The sequence below is a fragment of the Paracoccus sp. SM22M-07 genome (assembly GCF_001887735.1).
Classification (GTDB): Bacteria; Pseudomonadota; Alphaproteobacteria; order Rhodobacterales; family Rhodobacteraceae; genus Paracoccus.
Map to the genome: position 1 here is coordinate 1 of NZ_JPKW01000022.1, position 18,906 is coordinate 18,906.

Consider the following 18,906-nt stretch of genomic DNA (forward strand, 5'->3'; position numbering starts at 1 on the left):
TCGAGCGGTCGTCCCTGGCCGTCGCAAATGGCGTGCAGCTTGGTGTTCATGCCGCCTTTGGTTCGGCCGATCAGGCGACCACGCCCCCCTTTTTAATGTGTTTGATCCCACGGTTTGATGGTGAGATCCTTTTGAAGGAATGGGAGGATGCCCTATGGGACAGGTTCGCCACGGAAGCGCCACGACCACGCACGCGGTTAGAGCAGCAATACAGCGATCGCAAGCTTCGGTCGCGACGCTGAGCCGGGAGTTGGGGATCAACCAGAAAACGGTGGCGAAGTGGCGCAAACGACAGACGGTAGATGATCTCAAAACTGGCCCAAAGGAGCCACGTTCGACGGTCCTCACGGAGGCTGAGGAGGCGGCCATCGTCGCGTTTCGACGCCACACGCTGCTGCCGCTTGATGACTGCCTTTACGCCCTGCAGCCATCGATCCCACATCTGACGCGCTCTGCACTGCATCGGTGCCTGCAGCGTCACGGCATCTCTCGACTGCCTGACGTGGAGGGCGACAAGCCAAAGCGCCAGAAGTTCAAGCGTTACCCCATCGGCTTTTTCCATATCGACATCGCCGAGGTTCAGACTGCTGAGGGCAAACTGTTTTTGTTCGTTGGCATCGACCGCACAAGCAAGTTTGCCGTGACCCAGCTCGTCGACAAGGCGGACAGGAAGACGGCCTGGGAGTTCCTGCAGCACATGCTCGAAGCAGTGCCCTATCAGGTCCATACCATTCTCACCGACAACGGCATTCAGTTCGCCGAGCAGCCGCGAAATCGCAACACCATCTCTTCCCGGCCCATGCGCTTTGACATGATCTGCGAGGCCAACGGTATCGAGCACCGCCTAACGAAGCCAAACCACCCTTGGACCAATGGCCAGGTCGAGCGGATGAACCGCACGATCAAAGACGCAACGGTAAAACGCTTCTATTACGAAGACCACAACCAGCTCCGCACCCATCTCGCCGACTTCATGGACGCTTACAATTTCGCCCGGCGGCTCAAGACCCTCGGCGGCCTCACGCCTTATGAATACATCTGCAAGATCTGGACATCTGAGCCAGACAGATTCATCCTAAACCCGATCCACCAGATGCCGGGACTGAACACCTAGGATCGCCATGTGCAGGCTGACCAGGCTTTGGCGGATCTGCGCAGTGACTGGGACTGCGGGCGTCGCCGTGTCGTGCCGAATCGATCTAAAGAGGGCTTTGCATGGAAAAATACCTTCGGGCCTACATGCGCCTCGTTGAGAAGCGCACTCGCGAGCACGAACAGGCTTTCGGCATGCTTTACGCGGCGGGCCTCTATGGCGCCTGCGCGGGGATCATCCGCCAAGAAATCGATAGCCTGATGCGCGTCGACTACCTGGCCTTCAGCGTCCCGCTCGCTGACCGGGACGGCCTATGCCGAGAGGCGCTGACAGGCGAGCGTTGGACGCACATTACCGCGAAGAACAAGATCGTCCCAATCAAGGACGTCGAGTTCAAGCAGTATGCCGCGGACAACCATTCCTGGGTCAGCGTCGCCTACGAATACAGTTCCAAGTTCATCCACTTTACCAATCTCTGGGACTACGAGGGACCTGACCCGCTGCTGACGGTCAGTGCCAACGACCGCGAGACCATGCGGTCCTATCTGGAAACGTATCACTGCTTCCCAGGGACTGATGTGACGATGACCGATCTGATCGAATACCTGCCGAAGGTCTTCGAGAAGATTCGCGACAATGTCGAAGGCTATGTCGATCAGAAAGACGGCTTTGTCCTCGAAACGCAGTAGGTTTCGTGGCGCGCGCTCTGGCAGCGGGCGCGTGATCTTCCCGTCGAACTGGGTTCGGATCACGGGACAGGATGATCGCTTCATCGTGGACGAACGACCGCTTTCCCATGCTTGCCGCAGCTGCGATGCTGCGGCGCCAACCGTCAGCTTCCCGCCCTTCGCGTCGGATCAGGCGCCAAGGGCCCCGCGGCGCAGACGAACGGTTGCTTTCACTTAATGCGCCAGATCCTTACTGCACCACCAAGAGATTGTTCTCGCTCAAAGCGGCCGGTGGGGTAATCTTCATGTCGCGCGGGGACTTTGATCCGAACGTTCATACTTTTGTTCTGGGCATGGGGCCCCTCTGCCTGCGCAGGAAATTCGCCAACCAGTCGTTCGGACGGAAACTTTGATCTGCTTCAGTGTCAAAGATCGCACGGTCAAGGAGAGACAGGAGTCTGTCTTGCTCTGGATCGATGCGACCGCTCCACGTGGCGTAACGTTCTGCCGCAGCCCTTAAGGCGAGAAGATCGCCCTGCGCCGTAGCCCGTTCCAACGCGGCGGAGTGTGGGTTGTACCGAAGCCTTCGGATGGCGTGTGTCACAGCGGGAAGTCTGCCCCAGAGCAGGATCAAGAGCGCGACAGTAAATCCCACGACGGCGATGAGCGCCATCAAGCCTGTTTGTTTCAGGGCGTCGGATGCGCCAGAGCTGACATTGCTGCCGAACCCCGCAAGACCGAACGGCAAGGGCCGCATTGCCGCCGTCTCGATCTGCCGGGTGTCGGTGTCAAACCATGGAAAGGCAAAGGCAGGCAGGACTCCCGGCTCGCCCGTACGGGGGCGCAACTGCCATTCCCACACCACGCGAGACACAGGACCTTCCGGCGTGGGTGTCGTTTCGCGTTGCTCGGGTTGAGTGAAGCTGATCAGCCAAGGCTGCTGAAGGTCTGGACGCTCGGGCAGCTGATGGGCCAACGTGCCCAATGCCTCGATGGTCACTCGGCGGGTCAGCACCTCGTCGGGACCAAGCTGGCCGGGTTGGGCTGACAGCTCGTCGGTCAGTACAAGCGTCTTGGCTGTCAGCGGCTGCCTGCTGTGTGGAAAGGGGATGACATTCACGCTCGCCGGTGCCGAAGCGACTTCTAACGCAATGCGGTCGCCTGAGCGGGAGATGTGGGTCAGTTCATGCACGACCGGGCCGACCGCGATCTGGCCCTCTTGCCGGGGAAAGAGGGCGATGTCCCGCTCGAAGATCTGGATCATCCGACCGCCAATCCGCTCCTGAAACCATCGGTCAGGCGCGATCTGCATCCAGTCGTATTCTTTGGAGTCGGGGAAGCGGAGGTTCTCCAGCGCGACCGTCAGGTCATACTCGCCCCGCAGCGTCAGCTTAACCATCTCGGCTACGACCGGACGCGAGCGATCGTGCAGGATCATGAGGCGGGCTCCACCAGGCTCCAAGGGCGTCGTTTGCGCCTGAAGAGGGCTGGCCAAAATCAGAATGACGAGGACCAGGATCTTTACCATGGGTCCTGCGCCTCTGGCCGGATCAGACCCATTTGCGCGCGCCGATCGTATTCCACCTGAATCCTGAGCTGCAGGAACTCGCCGGGATCATCCGTCAAAGATTGCAGCCACTCGTCGCTGGCCGCCAGACCCCGCGCCTCCAAAGGACGTCGCAGATCATCGCTGGCAGCACCGACGAGAGCTGCCTGGATCTCCTCGTTGGGTGGCGGCATGCCGCCATGCCCCATGATGCGCCCGGGTGCCGTGCTGTCGCCCCTGTGGGGGTCATACATGCTTGCGACGAGGTCGCGGCCTGCGCGAGCCTGCTCGTCTGCCGGGTTCACGAAGAGCACGGCATCGAAATAGGCCACGGAAAGCGGATAGTCGCCAGTTGCCGCCAAGGCCAGGGCGCGGTTGAATGTCTGCGATCGGCCTGCGCGCGCGAAGGCCGCGTCGGCAGCCACATCATCACCAAGCCGGTAAAGGGCCACACCCCTCAAAGCATCATCTTGCAGAAGAGCAACAGCCAGCCTGTCCCACCCGAGGCGCAACGCCAAGGTGCCGACGGCGGCTGGCCCGGCAATCACCAGAAGGGCGATTGACAGGATCAACAGGGCGAAGGCCCGCCTCAAGAGCGCCTCCGTAACATCATCAGCAGTGGAACGGCTGCAAGAGCTGCAAGCAACGGCCCAAAATCGCGATAGCCGAAGGCCTGCAGTTCGGCCACGCGATGGCGCGAACCCCTGCCAGCCAGCTCTGCAGCGAGATCATCGGCCTGGTTCCAGTTCAAAACCCGTCCGCCTGAGGCCAAAGGCGCCATTGCGCTTGATTCCGGCACCGGGGCACCGGCTGCGGCCCCCTCTACCCTGACCGGCCAGATGCCGGCTCCAAGCCCGGACAGGCGAGCCGCCTCTGCCAGTGCGATCCTGTCGACGCCGCCGCCGTCCGAGATCAGGATGAGATCCGCCTGCTGAGGATTGGCCAACATCCGCGCCGCAAGCCCAATTGCGGCGCCGGGGCTGCTGCCCCGCGCAGGCATGAGCCCGGCATCCAGAACCGCGATCATGGTCTCCAATCGCCGCGGGTCCGTCGTCGGCGCTGAAGCTGTGAAGGCCTCGTTTCCGTAAAGGATCAGCCCGACAGGACGGCCAGGCAGCCCCTGCAGCAGGGCGGCTGCAGCCTGTTGCGCCTGTAAAAGCGCCCGTCCATTCGCCACCGAGGGGGAAAGATCGATGGCCAAAATGACTGTATCATTGCGCGCCATAACGGGCAGGTCCTGGCGCGGCAGGGCAGGCCCTGACAGTCCCAGTATCAGTGGAAAGAGCGCTGCTACCGGCAGCAGGCGCTCTCCGCGAGACGCGCTGCCACTGAAGGATCCCAAGGCCTGCATTGCGGCCAGCATCTGAGGGCTCATCAGCCTCTCCCACCCCCCGGCCGAAACTGGTCGCCGCAGCACCCGCCAAAGCATCAGGGCCAGGGGCAGAACAGCCGCAAGCCACCATGGCCGCAGAAGGATCAGGTCTTCCATGGACGACCTCGGAACAGCGCCAGCACAAGCAGCAGTGCCGCGACCGCCGCCGGCCAGAACCAGAGCGGCTGCCAGTAGCGCAGCGGTGGTCGGTCAGCCGGGTTGGGCTCCAGTTGGTCGAGCGCCTCGGCGACGGCATCCAGATCGCCGGTGGTGCGCACACGGAACATCTGGCCGTTGGCGGCATCGGCGATGGCGCGAAGCGTTGCCACATCGACTGCATCGCGCGATGCAGGCTGCGTTTCGAGATCGTCCGGGCCGAGTGCGATCGAATGGATCCGAATGCCGTGTCCTGCCGCCAAACGCGCTGCATCTGCAGCAGGCACACTCCCCGAGGTATCGACACCGTCCGAAAGAAGGATGATGACCCTGCTTGGTGCGTCGCTGGTCAGCAGTCTTCGCGTGGCCAGGCCCAAGCCGTCCGAGATGGCCGTGCCGCGACCCGAAATGCCGATCTGTGCCTCCTCGATGGTTTCAGCCACGGCGGCGACATCAAAGCTGGGCGGAGCGGCGACATAGGCGCGAGCACCGAAGATCACCAAGCCGATGCGATCGCCGGTGCGGTTTGCAACGAAGTTCGCCGCCGTTCGTTTGACAGCCTCGAGACGACTGACCGGCTGACCGTCCAGCAGGAAGTCCTCTTTTTCCATGCTGCCCGACAGGTCGAGCGTCAGGATGATGTCACGGCCGCTGGCAGGAACTGCGCTCGCCACCCGCTCGACCTGTGGTCCTGCCAGTGCTGCGACAAGCAAAACCCAAGCTGCCACCAGCGTCAGAGAAGTTCCTTGGCGCCACGCCTGTCGCCCCGCCGCGTCGGGCGGAAACAGGTACTCAGGTACCAGAAGTGCCATGCGGTTCTGCCCCTTCACGGGAAGCAGCCATCGAAGCAGCAGCGGCAAGGGCAGCAGCGCCAGCAGATAGGGCGCGGCCAGACTCATCGGTACCAGGGGCGAGCGCGTCGAACTGCCCGTTCTATCATCTGGTCGGAAGGCGGCGGCTCGGCCCCGTAGGCGGCAGCGCGCAGCGAAGGCGGCAGGCGACCAAGCAGCCGCGCCAGCGCCAACAGCCGCTCGGGCACCGGAAGTGCGCGGAGATCGGAGAGCCAGACCCTCTTCGGGCTCGAGCGACGGCGCGTCAGGGGCAAGATGAGCAACCCCGCCACCAAGCCCAGCAGCATTCCGAATGCGACAAGTGCCAGCATCTCGGACAGAGAAACAATCGCCATTTCGGCCGGGAGGCGCGGTGGTAGAAGTCTCGCCAGTAACTCGTCATGGGTCACGGTGCGATCCCGTGACCGACCGCGCCTAGTTTCCGCAGTTGGTCCATGTGATCGGAAAGCTCTGCCACCCGCAGGCGAGCCAAGCATTGCAGGCCACCGCTTTTGACAGGCAGCGCGAATGCCGGAGGCGCGACTTCCACCGGATCGAGGATCAGTGCCACCTCCAACCGCCGACCGCGGGACAGACGCGCAACCTGGTCCTCTGCGCCGGTCCATCCACCGGGCAAGGTCGCCAATATCACGTGTGCGCCGGGAGGCGCCAGACGGTGCGCAAAAGTCAGCGCCTCAGCGAGTGAGACCTTGGCTTGGCCGGCAGCCAAGGCCTCTGCATGGCGATGCGCCAACATCCGGCACAGCGTCGCCATCTGCGCATCGCCCGCTGCCGCCGCCAAAGACCGGGCACCAGAGGCTTCTGCGATGACAAGGCCGACGGCTCCTCGGCGGCGCACGGCCTGCCAACCCATCATTCCAAGATGCTGCGCAGCCCGCACCGAGCGAAGCGTGTCTGCCGTTCCCCACATCATAACAAGCCGGAAGTCGACAATGAGCAGCGTGACATCGTCCCGATCCTCGTTCAGCGCCCGGACATGCGGCCGACCAGTCCGTGCGGTTGCCGCAGCATCAAGTCGCCGAGGGTCATCCCCGGCCACGTAGGCACGGATCTCGCGGAGGTCCATGCCACTGCCTTGCTGGCGCGAGGGGATCGTTCCGGACCGCCGTGCGGCTTCGGGCCTCGCGCGGCCGGGCGAAGTGTCCCGCAGTGCGAGCAACTCGTTGGCATCCAATCGAATGCCCTGCGCCAGTTGCCATGCCGCTCTCACCACGGGCGCACCTCGCGCAGCGCATCCGCGATCAGCGAGCGCCCGTTTCGCCCTTCACTGACCACCTTCCAGTCCGCCACAAGACGATGCCCGAGTGCATCGCATGCCAAAGCCTCGACATCTTCCGGCAGGCCATGATCGCGGTGATGAAGCCAGGCACGGGCGCGGACCGCAGCTGCAAGGGCCAGTGTCCCGCGCGGAGAAACCGGATGCGCAACCGAGCTTGCGAGGCTCCCTCCGGTGCGGGTCGCCATCACCAGCCGGATGATGAAGTCCTTGAGCACCGGCGCCAGCCGCACATCGGCCACTTCCGCACGAGCCGAGGCAAGGCTTTCCACATCGACGGCTTCAGCTTCTGGAAGTGCACGTGCCGTGCGGCTCTCCTCCTCCACCAGGTCGAGGATTGCCCGCTCGCTGGAGGCATCCGGCATCCCAAGTTGCAGGTGCAGCAGGAAACGATCCAGCTGTGCTTCGGGCAAGGGGAATGTACCTTCATGCTCTATCGGGTTCTGCGTCGCCACGACCATGAAGGGCTGGGGCAACGGACGCGTTACGCCGCCGGTTGTTACCTGTGACTCAGCCATCGCCTCGAGAAGAGCCGATTGCACCTTTGGAGGCGCACGATTGATCTCGTCCACCAGGACGATGTTGTGGAACATCGGGCCAGGAACAAAATCAAAGGAGCCGCTTTCCCCGCGCCAGATCTGGCTACCTGTCAGATCGGAGGGAAGAAGATCAGGCGTGCATTGCACGCGGGCATGCGTTCCCGGCAACCGTGCCGCCAGCTGCTTCACCGCGCGTGTCTTCGCCACACCTGGCGGTCCTTCGAGGAGGACATGCCCCCCGACAAGGAAAGCGATCAAGAGGCGCTCGACAAGCCAGTCATTCCCGACAAGCGTTGCCGAGACATCCTTCAACAAGGCGCCAACGGCCTCGCGTGGCAAAGTGGTGGTGGTCGACGCCATGTTCATCTGCCGCTCCTCGCTCTTGCAGATGGTGCAGCAAAACCGAATGCACGTGTTGCTTGAAGGTGACGTACTACCACTAAAGTAGGCAGGTCTGTTTGGATCTGTCACGGTTTGGTGCGGCTCATTTGACCACGTAACGTGCGGCAAAGGATCGTCACATAAACTCGATAGATCCACTCTCGAGCCGAGCTAGTTTCTATTGCAGATGGCTCTGTTGCACAAATCCCTTTTGGGATTCATCTCATGAATCCAGCGTGGTAGCTGGAATCCATGAGCAGACCCACACCTCCAACCTACAAGACCAGGAACTGGCCATCCTACAATGAAGCGCTCAAGCGCCGCGGATCGCTGACGATCTGGTTCGATCCCGAGATGAGTTGGGAGGCCGCACCAACTGGCAGGCGTGGCCGCCAGCAGAGCTACAGCGACGCCGCCATACAGACGTGCCTCTCGATGAAGGTGCTGTTCGGCATGGCGCTCCGGCAGACGACCGGGTTCGTCGAGAGCTTGTTGCAGCTGGTTGGTCTCGACTGGACGGTGCCCGACTTCAGCACGCTATCTCGCCGCCAGAAGACCTTGGCCGTAAACATCCCCTACCGCGGCTCCAAGGGGCCACTGCACCTGCTGATCGATAGCACCGGCATCAAGGTCGAGGGGGAAGGCGAGTGGCATGCCCGCAAGCATGGCGGTCCCAAACGGCGCGTCTGGCGCAAGATCCATCTCGGAATCGATGAGGAAACACTGGAGGTCCGCGCTGTCGAGATCACCGGGAGCCACATCGGTGATGCCCCTGTGCTACCCGACCTGCTCGGTCAGATCCCGGCGGACGAGCGGATCGGCAGCGTCACCGCCGACGGTGCCTACGACACACGTAAATGCCACGACGCCATTGCCGACCGCGGCGCCCATGCCGTCATCCCGCCCCGCAAGAACGCGAAGCCCTGGAAGACGATCACCGCTGGAGCGCTCGCCATTGTCCTCGGACCAATGGCGGACAAAGGCTCGCCGCGAAACGAGGCCCTGCGCGCGGCGAAATACCTGGGCCGCGCGCTCTGGCGACGATGGAGCGGATACCACCGCCGAAGCCGCGTCGAGACAAAGATGCATTGTGTGAAGTTGCTGGGGCAGCGGCTCATGGCGCGGGACTTCGACCGTCAGGTCGCTGAACTCCAGGTCCGAATCGCCGTCCTGAACGGATACACCGCGCTCGGCATACCCGTCACGGAAGCTGTGGGATAAGTCCGTCCGGGGAAGGGGGAACCTCGGCCATCACCCGATTTGTGCAACAGAGTCCCTATAGATGAAATCTGGCGATCTGCTCAGGCTTGAATAGGGGCAGATTATTCGTTACATGTAACATATGAGAAGGAGGCCACATATGCCAAACTCTGTTTCGGAACGTGTTCAGAAGCGCCGCGAGGCCTTGCGCGCTGCGGGTCTGCGCCCGGTGCAGATCTGGGTGCCGGACACGCGTCGTCCGGGTTTCGCTGCTGAGTGCCAACGGCAGGCCACACTGGTCGCTGCCGCAGATCGGGCTGAAGCCGACCTGGCTGAGTTCATGGATGCAGCCATGAAGGATCTGGATGACTGGCAATGAGGCGCGGCGATCTCGTGACGATTGCTCTTCAAGGTGATTATGGCAAGCCGCGGCCGGCTCTGATCATCCAGGCGGATCAATTCGATGGCCTCGGCTCGGTGGTGATCCTTCCTCTGACATCAACCCTGATCGACGCGCCGCTCCTCCGTCCAATGGTAGAGCCATCGCAGCAAAATGGTCTTCGTACGAAGTCACAGATCATGGTGGACAAACCGATGACGGTGAAGACGGAGAAGGTTGGAGCTTCCTTCGGCCATCTCGATGATCTTACCATGATCGGCGTCAGCCGATTGTTGGCGTTGTTTCTTGGCTTGGCAGGGTAAAGTAAAACTTAAGGTGCAGCGGCTTTGCGCGTCAAACCTGGTTTTCACCACATCCTGCGTTGATATCGCGCACCAGCTGCAGGCAGTCGAGAAGGCCGTCATCAATGCCAAGAGGGTCCTCATCCACGATCATATTGATCATTGTCTGGACGCCGAACATTCGGCTCACGATCGCGACGAGATGAAGGCCATTTCCCGATACCTTTGAGGTAACCCCATGCTGGACGTCCTTGCCGACCGCACCTACCGCCATCTCTTTGCGGCACAGGTGGTGGCGCTTCTGGGCACCGGGCTTGCCACGGTGGCGCTAGGGCTTCTGGCCTTCGATCTGGCAGGCGACAATGCGGCCATGGTGCTGGGCACGGTCTTTACCATCAAGATGGTGGCCTATGTGGGCATCGCCCCAATCGCGGGCGCCTTTGCCAACCGCGTGCCACGCCGGGCCTTCCTCGTGGCGCTTGATCTTGTGCGGGCCGCTGTCGCCTTGTGCCTGCCCTTCGTCACCGAGATCTGGCAGGTCTATGTCCTAATCTTCGTGCTGCAATCGGCCTCGGCGGCATTCACGCCGACCTTCCAGGCGACGATCCCCGACGTGCTGCCCGACGAGGCGCGCTATACCCGCGCGCTGTCGCTGTCGCGGCTGGCCTATGATCTCGAGAATATCGTCAGTCCGATGCTGGCGGGGCTGCTGCTGGCCGTGATCAGCTACAATTCGCTCTTCTTCGGAACGATGATCGGGTTCGCGGCGTCTGCGGCACTGGTCCTCTCGGTCATGCTGCCCAGTCCGAAACCTTCGGAGCCGCGCGGCATCTATGATCGCACGACCCGGGGCATCCGCATCTATCTGGCCACGCCCCGTCTGCGTGGATTGCTGGCACTGAACATGGCCGCCGCAGCGGCAGGGGCGATGGTGCTGGTCAACTCGGTCGCGCTGGTGCGCGGCACGCTTGGGCTGGATGCCTCCGCACTGGCCTGGACGTTGCTCGCTTTTGGGGCTGGATCGATGATCGCAGCGTTGCTGCTGCCTCGGGTGCTGGACACGGTGTCGGATCGCCCGGTGATGGTCGGCGGAGCCATTTTGATGGTCCTGACCATTCTCGCGTTGGCATATGGGATTGTCGCGTTTGGGTTGGTCTGGCCAGCTCTGCTAGGCGCGTGGTTTTTGGTGGGATTGGGCTACTCTGCCGTTCTAACGCCATCGGGGCGTCTTCTCCGACGGTCGGCCCATGCCGAAGACCGTCCGGCGCTGTTCGCCGCGCAATTTGCCTTAAGCCACGCCTGCTGGCTGGTCACATATCCTCTATCGGGCTGGCTGATGACGCAGGCCGGTCCTGTTGCAGCGCTTGGTGTTCTTGCGGCACTTGCCGCTGCGGGCATCGTCGTCGCGCTGCGGCTCTGGCCAGTGGGCGACCCGGAGGTTCTGGAGCACAGCCATGCCAATCTCCCGCCAGATCATCCGCATCTGCACGGTCAGCGCCACCATGCCCATCCCTTCATCGTGGACGACAATCACCCGCGTTGGGCGTCGCATCTCTAGAGTCGGACGCCCGGCGCCGGCTGGTCCGGCTTGCGCCGGACCAGATTGGTTCATCACCCTTATTGTGCGGCAGTTGATCACGGTCCTGGCCGACCGTGTTCTGAAGCGGAAAATCAGTCAGTATCCTTGACGATCCCCTCCCGGATGTCATAGCTGCAACCATGGGGCTTGCGACCGCCCCACGAGGCGTCAGCCGAAGTTCGCGTTCCAATGAGACCTTTACGGGAGGAACGCCCATGCCTGCGCCCAACGCGATTTCCGTCGACAAACTTGCCCGGATCATCGGCACGCCCCGCGCCCCGGTCATTCTGGATGTCCGGTCCGAAACCGATTTTGCCACCGATCCACGGCTGGTGCCGGGGTCCATCCGTGCGGATGACCGCGAACTTGCCAATCTGCCGCCGCTGCCGCCGGGTCCCGTGCTGGTGCTCTGCCAGGCAGGTCATCGCCGCAGTCAGGGCGCTGCGGCGTGGCTGCGCGCCGAAGGCCGGCCAGCTGAATATCTTGATGGTGGTTTTGTCGCGTGGCGAGAGGCGGGTCTGCCGCTGATCCAGACAGACCACCTCCCCCCACGCGACGGGCAGGGCCGCACAGTCTGGGTCACCCGCGCACGACCCAAGATCGACCGCATTGCCTGCCCCTGGCTGATCCGCCGCTTTGTCGATCCCCGCGCAGTGATCCTGTTCGTGGCCCCGGCCGAAGTCTCAGGTGTCGCCGAGCGCCATGAGGCCGCGCCCTTCGACATCGAGGACGTCTTCTTCAGCCACAGGGGCGATCTGTGCAGTTTCGACGTGATGCTGGCTGATCTGGGCCTGTCCGTTCCGGCGCTGGACCGATTGGCCGTGATCGTTCGGGCTGCCGATACGGCACGGCTGGACCTGGCGCCCGAAGCAGCGGGGCTGCTTGCCGTCTCCCTTGGCCTGTCACGCATGTATGCCGACGATCTGGAACAGTTGGAGGCGGGGATGCTGGTCTATGACGCGCTCTATCGGTGGGCGCGTGACGCGACCGGCGAGACCCACAACTGGCCCACCAACAAGCCGAGGGCAGAATGATGCAGACCCGCCCCTATCCGACCTTGGCCGAAGCCACCCGTGTCTGGGCGCGGATCGGCCTGCTGAGTTTCGGCGGCCCCGCGGGCCAGATCGCCCTGATGCACCGCATTCTGGTCGAGGAACAGAAATGGCTGGGCGAGCGGCGGTTCCTGCACGCTCTGAATTACTGCATGCTGCTACCCGGCCCCGAGGCCATGCAGCTGGCCGTCTACATCGGCTGGCTGATGCACCGGACGCTTGGCGGCATCATCGCCGGGTTGCTGTTCGTGCTGCCCGGCGTCGTGGCGATCATGGCCTTGTCGTGGGTCTATGCGATCTGGGGCAATGCCGGCGTGCTGGAGGGGCTGTTCTTCGGCCTCAAGGCTGCGGTGCTGGCAATCGTCGTGCAGGCGGTGATCCGCATCGGGTCGCGGGCGCTGAAGAACCGCACGATGATCGGCATCGCAGCGGCCTCGTTCCTAGCGATCTTCGCCTTTGGCGTGCCGTTTCCAATCATCATCCTCACGGCAGCGTTGGTGGGCTTCGTCGGCGCCCGTGCGGGTCTGGCGGCGTTCCAAGGCGGCGGCGGGCATGGCAAGATGGGCGGCACCCAAGTGGCCGATGCAGACACCCTGCTAGGTGAGGGCACGCCCGACCATACCCGTGTCAGCGCCGGGTGGGCGGCGCGCATATCGGCGGTGTTTCTGGGGCTGTGGCTGCTGCCCGTGGCAGCGCTGTTCCTGATCCTTGGCCCGGAAAACGTGTTCTCGCAGATCGCCGGGTTCTTCAGCGTGATGGCGGTGGTGACATTCGGCGGAGCCTATGCCGTGCTGGCCTATGTCGCCCAGCAGGCGGTCGAGACCTATGGCTGGCTGGTCCCCGGAGAGATGCTGGACGGGCTGGGCATGGCCGAGACCACGCCGGGGCCGCTGATCATGGTGACCCAGTTCGTGGGCTTCATGGGGGCGCTGCGCGAAGCGGGCGGTATGCCGCCGCTGCTGGCCGCGACTCTGGGCGGACTGCTGACCACGTGGGTCACGTTCCTGCCCTGCTTTCTGTGGATCTTCCTGGGCGCGCCCTTCATCGAACGCCTGCGCGACAACCACGCCCTGACGGCGGCGCTGACGGCGGTGACGGCGGCGGTGGTGGGGGTGATCCTGAACCTCGCGCTGTGGTTCGGCCTGCATGTGCTGTTCGGTCAGCTGCGCCCGGTGACCGGGTTGGGGCTGAACTTGGACCTGCCGGTCTGGGCGACCTTGGACGTCGCCGCATTGGCACTGGCCATTGTTGCCATCGTGGCCGTATTCCGGCTGAAACTCGGCGCAGTCCCGGTGCTGGCAATCTGCGCTTTCACCGGGCTCGCGCTGCGGCTGGCAGGGATATCCTGACCCCCTCGTGGAACTGCCTAAGCCGCCCGCCGTCGACGTTCCCGCTGAAGCTTACGCCGACATAAGTCCACAGCCCGAGGCTGCACCAATGTCCGCCACGCAAGGATAACAATCGGTCTTCGCTTCGTGCCGAATGGCTGCCTCGTCTCGCACAACGGACGCTGTCTACACAATATGGCGGCGGTAGGTCAGAGGGTCTGGTCTGGGGAAGCTGCACCGCAGCGGCGACGTGTCCTCGACCGTCCGCTTTGGGCCGAAGGCGCGGGTCGGACGCTCCCGCGCCCCGGCCGTCGCGCGAAGCGTCATATTGACCCGAAGAGCCTTTCCGCGACATTTGGCAGCGCCTGTATACAAATCGATGAGCTACACTGGCTCGCTCGTTCAGATCATGTGGCGCGTTCATCCTTGGGCGATCCCATTACAATGTAGGATGTGATCGCATGGACATGGGATTGGGTGCCCAAGACCTCTGTGTGAAAGCGCTTGTATTCCGAGAGATCAGCGCTCTCGACGCGAAGGAGATACTCGAAAGCTCCTGCTATGTTGTGGCACTCGACGACTTCGGGCGCGACTGACATAGCGCGCTCAAAGCCCTCCTGCGCCGCCTTGGTATGGGAGGACAGGCCGACCATGACGTAAGCGGAAAAACCTCGGCCCATCCGCTCCGGGTTGGTCACAACCCTATAGCCCCGGATCACTCCCGTTCGTTCGAGCTCCTGAACCCGTCTCAGGCAGGCCGAGGGAGATAGGCTGACCCGTTCAGCCAGAGCAACATTGCTGATCCGGCCGTCACGCCGTAGTTCACGCAATATTTTTTGGTCTGTAGCATCCATAAGCCGACAATCGTTGTGCATATAAAGCCAATGATAGATTAACAGACGATACATTGCGACCACCCTTCGCTATTATTGCGCTCAAGCAATATACGGAGCACCACACATGAGTTTCGCTATCCTGACCGCCCTTCTGGGCTTCGCATTTGTCGCGACGGTCACGCCTGGCCCGAACAACCTGATGTTGATGGCGTCCGGTGCAAACTTCGGCTTCCGCCGGACCTTGCCGCACATGCTGGGCATCGTCGGCGGCGTGTCGGTCATGGCTTTTCTCGTGGGTGCGGGGCTGATGGCGCTGTTCGACATACTGCCCGCCCTGAACCTGGTGCTGGAGGTCGTCTCCGTCAGCTACCTGCTTTGGCTCGCGTTCAAGATCGCCACGGCCGCACCGGTGGAGGAGCGGGACCCGGACGGCCGTCCCATCACACTTTTCCAGGCGGCCACTTTCCAGTGGGTGAACCCAAAGGCCTGGGCCATGTGTCTGTCTGCCACTACGCTCTACGCGCCCGACCGGTCACTGCTGTCGGTTGCCATCGTGGCAGGTGCGTTCGCGCTCGTCAGCTTTCCGGCGATTTCGGTATGGGCATGGCTTGGGACTGTGGTCCGGCAATGGCTGTCAAACGCGACCCGGCTCCGGGTCTTCAATATCACCATGGCAACTTTGCTGGTGGCGTCGCTCTATCCCGTGCTCGGTCTCGGAACATGAACCGGGGCGTTGCCGTTCTCGGTTCCGAAGTGCGATCGAGCTAGCTGTAGTATTGGGGTCCGTTTCGTCCGCATGGCAGACTGTGCCATCTTGGTTCCGCTGCGCCAAGGCACGAACGTCCGGTTTGGAGAAGCTGCAAGGCAGCATCGATCGTGCGTTTAGCGGCCGCTAATGGGATGTGTCGGCTGCTTCCCCACAGTTGGGTTACCCTGAAGAGGGATCAACCGTGCAACAAGGAGAAGTAGCCATGTGTGCAAAGAAGACAGGAAGCCTCGAAGACCTTGCCGTCGTCGGTGTCGATATCGGCAAGGACACGTTTCATCTGGTCGGGTTCGACCGCGCCGGCCAGCTGGTCATACGCAAACAGATCAAGCGGCTGGCGTTGAGTGCCACATTCGAACAGCTCCCACGCTGCATCGTCGGGATGGAAGCCTGCCTTAGCGCCCATTTTGTCAGCCGGACGCTGCGAGGCATGGGTTTCGAGCCGCGGATCATTCCGGCGATCTACGTGAAGCCCTTCAACAAAGGCCAGAAGAGCGACTACAACAATGCCGAGGCCATCGCGGAGGCTGCGTTGCGGCCGAACCTACGGACCGTTTCTGAGAAGGACCAGGATCAACTCGATCTTCAGGCCCTTCACCGGGTCCGGGCACGGCTGGTTTCGCGGCGCACGGCCACCATCAACCAGATCCGGGCCTTCCTGATCGAACAGGGCATCACTGTCCGGTCGGGGCTGCGGGCGCTGAAGAATTCCTTCGAGACGATCCTCGAACAGCGACAGGACGAGATTTCGCCCCGGATGCGCGGCATCCTGATCGGGCTCTATGGCGACTGGCTTTGGCTGGACAAACGGATCGAGGACGTCTCGGGCGAGATCGAGGAGATCAGCCGCACGGAAGAGAACTGCGCCAACGTCATGACCATCCCCGGGATTGGTCCAATGATCTCGACGGCAATGGTCGCGGCAGTTGGCAAGGGGGAGGCTTTCGACCGAGGTCGGGACTTTGCCGCGTGGGTCGGTTTGGTGCCGACCCAATACAGCACGGGCGGGAGAACGATCCTCGGGCGGATCACCAAACGGGGCAGCCGCTATCTTCGCATGCTATTCGTCCAGGCGGCGAAGGTGATCATGATGCGTCAGATCAGGTGGTCCACCTTCAGCTTCGGCCCTTGGCTGACCGAAGCGGTAAAGCGCATGCCGCGCAACAAGGCCGCCGTTGCGCTGGCCAACAAACTTGCCCGAACCGCATGGAGCGTTCTGCGACACGGGACCCGGTTCGACGCCCCAAGAGATATGGCCATGGAAGCCATCTGACGCTTTCCACGGTCAAAAGGAGTTCGCGACAGAGAGGACAGCATGGAACGGAGAAAATACGCCCCCAGAGTCTGACGGCCCTTATGGTCAGCAAGGACCTTGCCGTTAATGAGACCAAGGCGCGTGCGTAACCCCATCAAGGGTGAGCATGCGAACGCCCGCGAGCCGATCAACAGGCCGGATACATATGAGCGATTTCCGAAGTCGTGCCAAATTCTCAATTGCGAACAGCAGCCGACACATACATTTGGGCCGAGTGCGTGGGTGAGAGGCATCCCGCGCTCGTTCGGCCGTCAGGGCCGGCCATCGACGCTTCGAGCCCACAGCTGCCCTTCGTGCGACACGTCTTCGCCATGCCCACCCGCCCTATGAGATCTGTGGAGGCTTCTTACGGCCGCGCCAGTTCACCCTCGGCGGCCGCGAGAACGGCTCGCGTCAAGCCCTGTAGCCGATCCGCAACAAGACGGCTGATCTGCCAGAACAGCGGCACGTCAAAAGCGGTCCTTGGCACAAGTTCGGCCAGTGCGCCTGTCGCGAGGTCGTCGCGGATCAGGCAGGCTGGGTTCAGCGCCCAGCCAAGCCCGGCCCGGCAAGCATCCACGAAGCCTTGAGTTGACGGTAAGGAGTGGCTGGGTAGAGCCGCAGCCTGACCGAAGACCTGCCGCACCCATGCCTGCTGAAGATTGTCCTTCGGGTTGAACCTCAGTGCGGGGGCGTCGGCCAGCGCTTGAAGTGTCACACCATCCGGGAAATGCCGCTGCATGAAGTCAGGACTTGCCGTAGCGTGATATCGCAAGCGACCAAGAGATTTGACCATGCAGCCCTGCACTGGCCTGTCGAGGGACGTGACAGCGGCAATCACACGGCCCTGACGGAGCCAATCCGGCGTATGCTGCTCGTCGTCTATGGCAATGTTGAAAAGATAACCGGACTGCTGCGCAAAGGAGGCCACCGCAGGGAGAAACCAGGTTCCGAGGCTGTCGGCATTTGTTGCGATCTCCAGCGTCACGCGCTGCCCATCGCTCGGAGCGGCAAGTCCCGGCAAATGCTCAAGAAGGGACTCCTCCAACATACCAACGTGCTCCATGTGGCGGCAGAGCCAGGCACCGGCTTCGGTCGCGGTGCAAGGCTGACCGCGCTGTATCAGGACCGTGCCCAACCGCTCTTCCAGGTTGCGCACCCGTTGCGAGACGGCTGACTGCGTCACATTCAGGACACTCGCCGCGCCTTCGAAGCTGCCGGTCTGCACGATCATCGCAACGGCGCGCGCCCCGGCATAGTCAAGCATGATAATCACTCCTAATGCTGCATTAGTGCAATGAAATTTCCTAATGCTGAGTCGGCCGGTAGATCAAGGGCTACTTGAGTAGTGGGTGACCCTGATGAACTTTCCCATATTTCTGACCGGCATGCTGAGCGGCCTCAGCTTGATCATGGCAATAGGCGCACAAAATGCGTTCGTCCTGCGCCAAGGCCTGCGTGGGGAGCATGTTCTGGCCGTCTGCCTGACCTGCGCCATCTCAGACGCCATCCTGATCTTGCTAGGGGTGACGAGTTTCGGTCAGATCGCCCAAAGGCTTCCCTGGCTTGCACCTGCCATGCGCTACGCCGGTGCGGCGTTCCTGATCTGGTATGGGACCAAAAGCATGAGGGCCGCTCTGCAATCCACGGAAGCCCTGATTGTCGGCACGGAGCGGAAAGCGGGAGGTCTGGCCAAGGCCCTGACCGCCTGCCTCGCCATTACCTGGCTGAACCCTCACGTCTATCTCGACACGGTGGTGCTGCTTGGCACAATCTTAACCCGATTTGCCGGTGAGACGGGATCGTTCGCAGCAGGTGCGGTGTCTGGGTCGTTCCTGTTCTTCTTTTCTCTTGGTTATGGCTCGGCATGGCTGCGCCCGATCTTCGCCAAGCCGTCTGCCTGGCGGATCTTGGAAGCGGGCATCGCGTTCGTCATGTGGGCCATTGCAGCAAAATTGGTGCTGGGTGACTGATGAATGAAAGGCAGCTTCGTCCCACACAGCAGCCTTCGCCCGCCTTTTTTCGCCGCGCCGAGCACGAACGCCCGATCTGGGGAAGCTGCACCGCAGCGCCAGCCAAGCACCGAGCGGCAGCTCTGCGCCGGGAAGCGCTTCTGCAACTGCGAGAACGCCTATTGCAGCGCGGCACGTGAGGCTGTCATAGATGGTCTTTTGTATCGATCTGCCTCTTAGGGTCAGGATTCATCACCAATAGATGACGGTTGCTGCGAGGGCGATAGCCGAGAGGAAGATCTTCGGACATCTGTCATATCGCGTTGCCACGCGCCT

Annotated in this window: 20 protein-coding genes and 3 pseudogenes; 12 read left to right on the forward strand and 11 right to left on the reverse strand. The window is 62.3% G+C overall.

Annotation, left to right across the window (positions count from 1 at the left end; translation table 11 throughout):
- Window positions 1-92 (reverse strand): annotated as a pseudogene (locus IE00_RS19935) (IS5/IS1182 family transposase); the annotation flags it as partial.
- A gap of 62 nt (window positions 93-154) precedes the next feature.
- On the opposite strand from IE00_RS19935, the gene IE00_RS18145 reads away from it, so the two are divergent.
- Both IE00_RS18145 and IE00_RS18150 read left to right on the forward strand, forming a co-directional pair.
- The gene (locus IE00_RS18145) at window positions 155-1,114 is read left to right on the forward strand and encodes an IS481 family transposase (protein WP_072298599.1); all 960 of its coding nucleotides are present in this window, start codon (window positions 155-157) and stop codon (window positions 1,112-1,114) included.
- Window positions 1,115-1,215: 101 nt separating this feature from the next.
- Window positions 1,216-1,782 carry a hypothetical protein gene (locus IE00_RS18150; protein ID WP_072298600.1) on the forward strand — a complete coding sequence of 189 codons (567 nt, stop codon included), beginning with the start codon at window positions 1,216-1,218 and terminating at the stop codon, window positions 1,780-1,782.
- A 313-nt stretch (window positions 1,783-2,095) separates the two neighbouring features.
- Here IE00_RS18150 and IE00_RS18155 read toward each other — a convergent pair whose 3' ends face one another.
- From IE00_RS18155 to IE00_RS18185, 7 genes are all read right to left on the reverse strand, one after another.
- Entirely contained in the window at window positions 2,096-3,289 is a 1,194-nt protein-coding gene (locus IE00_RS18155) for a BatD family protein (protein WP_072298601.1), read from the reverse strand.
- Entirely contained in the window at window positions 3,283-3,879 is a 597-nt protein-coding gene (locus IE00_RS18160) for a hypothetical protein (protein WP_240494005.1), read from the reverse strand. The genes IE00_RS18155 and IE00_RS18160 overlap by 7 nt, the downstream gene beginning before the upstream one ends.
- A 17-nt stretch (window positions 3,880-3,896) precedes the next feature.
- Window positions 3,897-4,796 (reverse strand): VWA domain-containing protein, encoded by a 900-nt coding sequence (locus IE00_RS18165; RefSeq protein WP_072298603.1) that lies wholly within the window; start codon window positions 4,794-4,796, stop codon window positions 3,897-3,899.
- Window positions 4,784-5,734 (reverse strand): VWA domain-containing protein, encoded by a 951-nt coding sequence (locus IE00_RS18170; RefSeq protein WP_072298604.1) that lies wholly within the window; start codon window positions 5,732-5,734, stop codon window positions 4,784-4,786. Before IE00_RS18170 ends, IE00_RS18165 begins: the two co-directional genes overlap by 13 nt.
- A complete protein-coding gene (locus IE00_RS18175; RefSeq protein WP_072298605.1) occupies window positions 5,731-6,075 on the reverse strand; it encodes a hypothetical protein in 345 nt (114 codons plus the stop codon). The genes IE00_RS18170 and IE00_RS18175 overlap by 4 nt, the downstream gene beginning before the upstream one ends.
- Window positions 6,072-6,752, reverse strand: a complete 681-nt coding sequence (locus IE00_RS18180) for a DUF58 domain-containing protein (protein ID WP_139291527.1) — start codon at window positions 6,750-6,752, stop codon at window positions 6,072-6,074. Before IE00_RS18180 ends, IE00_RS18175 begins: the two co-directional genes overlap by 4 nt.
- 140 nt (window positions 6,753-6,892) lie before the next feature.
- Window positions 6,893-7,861: a MoxR family ATPase gene (locus IE00_RS18185; protein ID WP_139291528.1), complete on the reverse strand. Its 969-nt coding sequence runs from the start codon at window positions 7,859-7,861 to the stop codon at window positions 6,893-6,895.
- Window positions 7,862-8,134: 273 nt separating this feature from the next.
- On the opposite strand from IE00_RS18185, the gene IE00_RS18190 reads away from it, so the two are divergent.
- The 7 genes and pseudogenes from IE00_RS18190 to chrA all read left to right on the forward strand — a co-directional run bounded on the left by IE00_RS18190 (window position 8,135) and on the right by chrA (window position 13,743).
- Window positions 8,135-9,103, forward strand: coding sequence for an IS5 family transposase (locus IE00_RS18190; RefSeq protein ID WP_072298608.1), 969 nt, complete (start codon window positions 8,135-8,137; stop codon window positions 9,101-9,103).
- A 139-nt stretch (window positions 9,104-9,242) separates the two neighbouring features.
- Window positions 9,243-9,461, forward strand: a complete 219-nt coding sequence (locus tag IE00_RS18195; RefSeq protein WP_072298609.1) for an antitoxin MazE family protein — start codon at window positions 9,243-9,245, stop codon at window positions 9,459-9,461.
- Window positions 9,458-9,784, forward strand: coding sequence for a type II toxin-antitoxin system PemK/MazF family toxin (locus tag IE00_RS18200; protein WP_072298610.1), 327 nt, complete (start codon window positions 9,458-9,460; stop codon window positions 9,782-9,784). Before IE00_RS18195 ends, IE00_RS18200 begins: the two co-directional genes overlap by 4 nt.
- 55 nt (window positions 9,785-9,839) lie before the next feature.
- Window positions 9,840-9,992, forward strand: a pseudogene (locus IE00_RS18205) (metal-sensing transcriptional repressor); the annotation flags it as partial.
- A 9-nt stretch (window positions 9,993-10,001) separates the two neighbouring features.
- Window positions 10,002-11,321: an MFS transporter gene (locus tag IE00_RS18210; protein WP_072298611.1), complete on the forward strand. Its 1,320-nt coding sequence runs from the start codon at window positions 10,002-10,004 to the stop codon at window positions 11,319-11,321.
- A gap of 236 nt (window positions 11,322-11,557) precedes the next feature.
- Entirely contained in the window at window positions 11,558-12,376 is an 819-nt protein-coding gene (locus IE00_RS18215; protein WP_072298612.1) for a sulfurtransferase/chromate resistance protein, read from the forward strand.
- Window positions 12,376-13,743, forward strand: coding sequence for a chromate efflux transporter (gene chrA, locus IE00_RS18220; protein WP_072298617.1), 1,368 nt, complete (start codon window positions 12,376-12,378; stop codon window positions 13,741-13,743). The genes IE00_RS18215 and chrA overlap by 1 nt, the downstream gene beginning before the upstream one ends.
- Window positions 13,744-14,129: 386 nt before the next feature.
- Here chrA and IE00_RS18225 read toward each other — a convergent pair whose 3' ends face one another.
- Window positions 14,130-14,576, reverse strand: a complete 447-nt coding sequence (locus IE00_RS18225; protein ID WP_072298618.1) for an Lrp/AsnC family transcriptional regulator — start codon at window positions 14,574-14,576, stop codon at window positions 14,130-14,132.
- Window positions 14,577-14,682: 106 nt separating this feature from the next.
- Between IE00_RS18225 and IE00_RS18230 the strand changes: the two genes are divergently transcribed.
- Together IE00_RS18230 and IE00_RS18235 are read left to right on the forward strand one after the other, a co-directional pair.
- Window positions 14,683-15,282, forward strand: coding sequence for a LysE family translocator (locus tag IE00_RS18230; protein WP_072298613.1), 600 nt, complete (start codon window positions 14,683-14,685; stop codon window positions 15,280-15,282).
- Between the two features lie 247 nt (window positions 15,283-15,529).
- On the forward strand, window positions 15,530-16,597 hold the full coding sequence (locus IE00_RS18235; protein ID WP_072298614.1) for an IS110 family transposase: 1,068 nt from the start codon (window positions 15,530-15,532) through the stop codon (window positions 16,595-16,597).
- Between the two features lie 388 nt (window positions 16,598-16,985).
- Here IE00_RS18235 and IE00_RS18240 read toward each other — a convergent pair whose 3' ends face one another.
- A complete protein-coding gene (locus IE00_RS18240) occupies window positions 16,986-17,885 on the reverse strand; it encodes a LysR family transcriptional regulator ArgP (RefSeq protein WP_072298619.1) in 900 nt (299 codons plus the stop codon).
- A gap of 94 nt (window positions 17,886-17,979) precedes the next feature.
- On the opposite strand from IE00_RS18240, the gene IE00_RS18245 reads away from it, so the two are divergent.
- Entirely contained in the window at window positions 17,980-18,591 is a 612-nt protein-coding gene (locus tag IE00_RS18245) for a LysE/ArgO family amino acid transporter (protein WP_072298615.1), read from the forward strand.
- Window positions 18,592-18,822: 231 nt separating this feature from the next.
- Here IE00_RS18245 and IE00_RS19940 read toward each other — a convergent pair.
- Window positions 18,823-18,906: pseudogene (locus tag IE00_RS19940) on the reverse strand (IS5/IS1182 family transposase); the annotation flags it as partial.